Origin of the sequence: Psychromonas sp., from assembly GCF_041586535.1 — a bacterium.
Taxonomy (GTDB): domain Bacteria; phylum Pseudomonadota; class Gammaproteobacteria; order Enterobacterales; family Psychromonadaceae; genus Psychromonas.
The window spans coordinates 1-7,037 of record NZ_JBFGZY010000178.1 but is presented as its reverse complement, the minus strand read 5'-3'; the positions used below and the strand labels follow the sequence as shown (position 1 = coordinate 7,037).

General features: G+C 42.3%; 3 protein-coding genes. All 3 read right to left on the bottom strand.

Annotation, left to right across the window (positions count from 1 at the left end):
• Positions 1-499: 499 nt before the first annotated feature.
• The 3 genes from ABZA00_RS15715 to ABZA00_RS15705 all read right to left on the bottom strand — a co-directional run bounded on the left by ABZA00_RS15715 (position 500) and on the right by ABZA00_RS15705 (position 6,185).
• Positions 500-2,797 carry a PKD domain-containing protein gene (locus tag ABZA00_RS15715; protein ID WP_372883100.1) on the bottom strand — a complete coding sequence of 766 codons (2,298 nt, stop codon included), beginning with the start codon at positions 2,795-2,797 and terminating at the stop codon, positions 500-502.
• Positions 2,798-2,924: 127 nt separating this feature from the next.
• Positions 2,925-4,823, bottom strand: a complete 1,899-nt coding sequence (locus ABZA00_RS15710; protein ID WP_372883099.1) for a PKD domain-containing protein — start codon at positions 4,821-4,823, stop codon at positions 2,925-2,927.
• Between the two features lie 303 nt (positions 4,824-5,126).
• Positions 5,127-6,185, bottom strand: a complete 1,059-nt coding sequence (locus tag ABZA00_RS15705) for a helix-turn-helix transcriptional regulator (RefSeq protein WP_372883098.1) — start codon at positions 6,183-6,185, stop codon at positions 5,127-5,129.
• Positions 6,186-7,037: the final 852 nt, after the last annotated feature.

The following is a 7,037-nucleotide window of genomic DNA, read 5'->3' as shown; positions in this document are numbered from 1 at the left end:
GTCGTTGGTCAGGTGAAATCAAAAATTGGGCACCAGTTAAAGAAGTCAGGCTTAATCCAGAGAAGTCAAAGACTGAAATAAAAGAGAATAAGGTGGCATAAATTTAAACGTCAGGCGACAACTCTCTTGAAAACCGCCGCTAATGATGTGAAGTTATGCTCCTCATAGTGAATCGGCCCCATATTCGGGTTATGGGCTTATTGTTTGAACCAAGAGGCTATTTTACCCAGCCTAACTACCGACATACATCATGCCGCCCATCCACAACTCAACTAATTGATATAAAAGAATAAAGTCACAATAGATATTCGCCCCCTCACTATAGCCCTACTTGCTCTTTGTAATGCCCGTAATAGGTATTTTTATATACAATCTTATTTTGAATGGATAATCTACAGGGTAAATTATAAAGTAGCGGCTCTTTGAGGTTAAAGTGAGGCGCAATAAAAATGCCGACCTGATAGCGGCCGGCATGGTTTAATTTAACGCTGAAGCTAAGCTACTTTTTCTTAGCTGAGTGCACCACTATGCTGCCTCCCCCGAGTGTGGTAGGCGCTTCGGCGTCATCTTCAGCTCCAAGTTGGTTGTCGTAGATGACCTCCTCGGTATCCAAGCGCCAAATTTTGATGCGGAAGCTATCACTACCCTCACCGTTCAGGTCGCCATCTTTTGCGCTCAGGATAAAACCATAACCCTCCGTGCCGTTAACCTGACCGACGCCCTTGAACAACGCCTTGGCACCGGCTATCACCAGCCAATCATAGACAGTGGAATGGAAGTTTAATCCTCCTGCCTTAAATTGGAACTGGGTATTGCCATCGGGAACAGACTTGCCTTTTTTGTATTTAGCCACAAAACCAAACTGCGCTTTACCGGTTAACTCAGGTTCTTCGATATAAGCCCCCGCAGGAGAATCAAACCAGCCACCACCGGTGACAAAGCCCGCGCTTGGATCATATACTGCCACATAACTGTAACTTGCCGTATCCATTGCACCGGCAATATCCGTTAGAGTTACATCAATGGTGTAGACTCCTGGTTGACTGTAACTATGTGTACCCGTTAATGTGCCCGCACCAGTAGTCAATAATGGAGCATAGTCCGTATAGGTGCCATCTCCCCACTCAATACGCGCAGTCAAGTTATCACTAGTATCAGGATCACTTACAGATGCTTCAATATATACTGGGTTACCTAAAGGTAATGGCTCTGTGGTTACTGCAAGTTCACCTAGAGTAGGGGCGGAATTATCAACAATGGGGATCATACTGACAGAAAATTCAGAGGTAGTACCATCATCTACAAAAGTTATTCCTGTTACAAAAGCAGTAAAGTCATCCGGCAAAATTTGCTCATCAACTGAAATACCTTGAATAATAAAATCTCTGACACCGGAAAGATACCAATCCGTGAAGTAGATCGGTGTGCCAGCGACTAGTTCCGTACTGATCCCATTAAATATAAGTTCAAAAGTATCATCACCGCCCGGTAGAGGTGCAGGAATCAGCACTGATTCAAAGCTAGGGGCTTCATCTGATGTTAGTCCAAACTGATATCCCTGCGCATATTCAGGATCTATAAAGCACCTTATTTGAAAAAAGTTTTGACACCTAATTGGTATTGGTATAAGCCAGCCACCTCCTTCTATATTATCGTCTGGCCCAGGTAGAAGTGGTTTTTCTGGCGAGATCCCAGCTAGAGGATCGGCTCTAAAAAGGACTGAATATGTATCACTGGAGCCAACATCAGTTACATCAGCGACAAAGGCAACTTGACTCGATAAATTAAGTGATGAGGTTGAAACACTGATGCGGTTAGTAGCACTTATTGACTGAATGATTTTTCCGTTTATTTCATCTCCCACTTCGACGACAATGTTCGGTGGATTACCATGTAGACCAACTAAATATAGTCCTCCAATTAAGCCATTGTCGATTCTATTTGCCGCAAACAGGACCTGATTATAATCATTCAGTGATGTGTTGTCTAAAAAACGAGCAAAACCATCGCTGGTATCAAGCAAAGTCAAAAAACCTGTTTCCGTCAGCAGACCAACCTCCTTACGAGTATCTCCATCCAACGAATAGCTTATATTACTGCGGTTATTAAAACCTAATAGATAATCTTGAATACCGACGTCCCTCAATGCACCTATAACGAAACGATCAAATAAACCCGTAACAGGACTAATTTTATTCACTACAATTTCACCAGTATAACGGCTGAGTGTAGCTACAACTGCTTCGCCAAGCTGATTAATTACAGGGATACCAATTGTATTGAAATCAATACCCACACCGTATTCGCTAACACCATCAGTAACAACCAACCGATCATCATAAAATGCCACTTGTCCCAAGTTATTGATGTCAGCCCCGCTCAATAAATTAGCGCTTGAGCCATCCGTAAGAGGGGAAAGGCTGCCACCTGAGCCCGAAAACATTTGACTCCGTCCAGAACCGATAGACTCAGTAAAAGCCACAACACTATTCTCATTGATGCCGATCCCGTTACTGGAACCAGACACCAGTTGATTTGTTGAGCTAGGTGATAGCTCTCTTATTAACGTTAATGAGTTTCCGCTTCCTTTATAGACAGCCTTTGAGCCATCAATAAAATTCACAGAAAATGCCACCTCCCCTTTATTATTCATTCCTAATTGATTAGCAAGGGCTTGAATACCACTAAAATCATTCTTGGTATCGGCTATTTCAGTGAAAGTAAAATTACTCGTTGCTTTTACCCCAACGGATAGCGTAAGCAGTAATATGCTTAAAAATAATATTCGTATATTCATGTTGAGTACTCCAACTTATCGGCCTGTCAATTTATGTACGTATTCCATAATGAGGCACCTAATTTATTCACATCCCTATAGGTGGCCACTCAGTTATTTGATCCGAGTGGCCGTTACCTACCTTGTATTATTGTGATTGAATTAATGCTTCAAGGGCTAAAGTAAGCGACTTATAAATATCGGCTTGAGCTGTACAGTCTGTCACCCAGTCACGACCTTTACCTTTACCATCGGGTTCATCTCGCAATGCACAACCATCAACCCGAGAAATAGCCTGCTCAAGTTTCGCAATTGCTTCCTCTTTATCTCCAGCATTTATAGCAACGGTAGCCTGAGTAAAGAAGTTGGTTAAGGCATTTTGATTACCGGCCGTAGTTACTTCAACCAGCTCAAGCTCCCCAACTTCGATCGCAGCATTCATCACCTTGATCTCAGCATACTCTTCCGGCAACGTTGCCATGATGGTTACGAATGCGGGAGCGCCAGCCCCAATGGCATCGCTAGTGACAAGTTGTAACTCAAATGCACCTTCAACGTCTGGAACCAAAGACGGAGACACAGTATCAGTATCAGTTAGGCTCACATTACTACCGGAAGGAGCTGAAACAATAGACCAAGTAAAAATTATGTCATCCAGCTCGGGATCATAACTAGCACTACCATCAAGTGAGACTAAGGTATTAACAACCACAAGTTGGTCACTTCCGGCATCTGAACTAGGAGCAAGGTTATTAGTACTTATAAGCACATAATCCGCCACGCTTGATTGATTCAAGTTATCTGTCACAACTAACTCAGCGGTATATTCACCCAAGGCATCGACTACAAAGCTTGGATTAGCAGTATCGGCCTGTGTCAGAGAAAGAGAACTGCCAATAGGTAATGAAACAAACGACCAATTATAACTGAGTGATGCTGTCGGAGTATTATCATCAAATGATTGAGTACCATCTAGAACCACTGTATCTCCGACTCTTGCTGCCTGATCTTCACCAGCATTTGCAGTTGGTGGCTCATCAACAACCGATATTAGAATGAATTCAACTTTATAGTCGTAAGATGCTGCAAAAGGAGGAAAGAACGACGCATTATTGCTAATCATTTGGAATTGATACTCACCAGGCTCTAGCGGCAAGGCTCCTTCAAGCACGGATATTGATTCATTAGGGAAGGTAGGCAGCAATTCAACCTGTTCTGAAAGCAAGCTGTAAAACGCAAGGTAAGCTTCCAACCCCAAAATGCTTCCAGTTGTAGCGAGGTTTGAATACTCAACATTGACAGTTGAGAGCAGATATCCAGAAGGAACCGTAATTTTAAACCAATCCCAATCAGAACTAACTGGATCATTATCACCCGAGTCAGATATTGAGTTAGTACCCAGTACAGTATTAAACCCAGGTCCCATAGCCAAATTAACGATATAGGACTCCGGTAAATCTCCATCCACAGACTCATCATATATGGGCTCTGAAGTTAGTGTAAACTTAAGAGAGTAATTAATACTGACACTACCGGGAGGATTAGAACCAAAATGAAGTCCTACTTGAAATAGGTAAGTACCCGAACCTAATGGCAGAACCTCGTCATGTAAAGTTAAAGGAGTATCTAAAGGTGTTTGTTCAAGATATATTTGTGCTGAAAGAACATTATAAATCGAGAAGTTCGCTCGCAGATTTAAGGCACTTCCAGTGGTAGTCAAATTAGAGAATTCAGTCCTTATATCAGTAAGTTGTTGTCCATCTGGTATTACGATATAGAACCAATCCGAGTCAAAAATAAATCCATCTTCAACACTTTCTATTGATGAAGATGAAGTTCCTACTACACTATTAACCCCCTGCTCTAAATTAAGATATAAGTTTGTACTTTGGTGAGGGATATCACCGTCAATTACCTCATCATATGTAACGGGCTCTGCAATACATAATCCTGAAAAAAGTATTACAAAAGTAGCGAGAAGTAAATAAGGTTTAACCGTTTGACTCAATATCAACCGGTAAGTATCAATACGAATAAATTTATTCATGGTATATACCCTTCATTTGAAAAAGAAGCACGTCCGAGCACATAATTTCACAACTATCTCCACACACGAGTATTCAATGTTTACTATTGCGGAAATAGGTGAACAAAACAGTAACGCAACCATTTTAAACTCAGCCGTTATTATTTTGACTTCATTAACCTCAGTGCTAACCCCCTCGTGTCAATGAAGTAAAAGTATTACTTTTTGTTCCTTTACTTTAGGTCGTAACAACAATCACAACCTCATCCAAATGGATGAGATGATGTTAAATAAATGTAAATTTTCTTGGGGGGGGGTGATCGATTAGCGTGATGACAGCAAAGTCACCAGCAACTGATTTTGCGAGCTGCAATCCACTTTACTGAGGATATGCTTGAGATGAGTACGTACGGTATTATGGCTTATCTGCAGTTGCTCGGCTATTTCCGGCAGGGTCAATCCGGTTAACAGTTTTTCAATAAGCAGCTGCTCTTTAGGGGTAAAGTTATACACTAACCGCCACCACTGCAGGATGTCATCGGCTATTTTTAAGGCGAGTAGAAATATCCCCTCACCGTCCACCTGCTTGAGCATGGTCAGCTGCAGTTCAATCAGCGGCTCGCTGCAAAGGCGCAGGTTGTGACGCTGATGACTGCCATTATTAACCACCTTGTTTATGGTTTGCTCTAACCAGTTTTGCTGATGATAGGAACGGAACTGCAGACGGCCCATGTCGGCAACAAGCAGGTTGTATTTCAACAGGCGCCCGTAAAACACAGGTGTGCAATGCAGCAGTTTTCCATTGCGGTCGATAATACCCAGCGCTTCAGCGGAAGATTCCAACGCCTGGCTGATGTTATCCATGCTGTTTTGTAAAAAACTTAAATGCTGGCGGTTTTCAAAAGCCACCTTGACATGCGGAATAAGGTGATGCAGCAGTTGGACTTCATCAATAGTATAATTTCCCTTATGACGCCCCCGATTAACCGCAAACGCAAGTCTTGATTGTGTGGTGTTGATACATGCCCCGCAGATATAGCGACTATCAAGATGCTTGTAATTTTCGCTGGGGTGCTCTGCTCGGATCTTTTTACAAACCTCACAACTCAGCTTGACAAGCTTTCCATGCGGGAACTGGCAGGCATAATGGCAATGAAGGCCTTGCGCTAAATCATACGCATATTGCTCCATCAATTCTCTGCTGCCGCTGTTCGCGTCCGAAAGAGACAACTCAATTGATTTTTCTTGCGCATTTTTAACCAGCAATGCGATACCGCTGTTAGTCAGCTTCCGCAGTTCATCCAGCATGGGCGTGAAATTTTCTTTGGTGAAGGTGTTGGCGTGCAATAATTCCAGCAGATGGGCGAATTGTTCGGCATTCATTTCGGTAGCCTCTTACTGCGCATATCTCCCAATTATAGGTGTGAATTGAGGATAGATCCTCTTAGCTCAGTCTAAATTAGCCATTAACTTTTGTGCAATAACGGAAAATCAAGTCTCTGCCAGCATCAATCTATCGAAGGTTTAAAGCGGAAAAATCCATTAATTCTCAATGCATAAATGCGGCTTAAAAGAGATGCTAGAGAGGCATAAAAAAGTGTTTTAGTCTTTGTTATAGTGCGAGTCTTGCCTTTTGCCTTTTGTTTCTAAGAGTGCTCGCAAACGGGAATTAGCGAGCATGGAGATTTTTACCAGCCGAGGCTCAATGGGGTACACAAAGCGAGAGAGTAAATATTCCAGAAAAACGCTGAAATAGGGACGAATATTACAGAGACAATATCCCAGAGGAGTATGCTAAATTTTAATACTGTTTTCCAAGTTGCCATGAACAAGAACTTAAAGCCCATTTATGTGCAATCTGATCTTCGACAAAGGCGGTTAGGTTACCCTCTGAAAAGGCTACTGCATTGGCCGAAATCCAAAGTGCTCTCCCCCTATCAACTCCTTTGTCCCATAACATTTCATTTACTTTATTTCGATATTCTGATGACACCTCCATTGATAGTTCGATATATGGACTTCGCTGATTTTGGAAAATTGCCACCGCGTCTGCAAATAAATTACAGTCTGCATTTGTATAAGACGTACCGGATGTATAGCTAGTTCTCATCCAGAAACAGCGTATTTTTAGTACCCCCTCAGTTCGGTCTTGGATTTTATCATGATTCCAAGGCCAATCTTACCTTCAGTAACGCACACGAAGTGTGCGATCGCGACATTTTTCAATTTTATCAG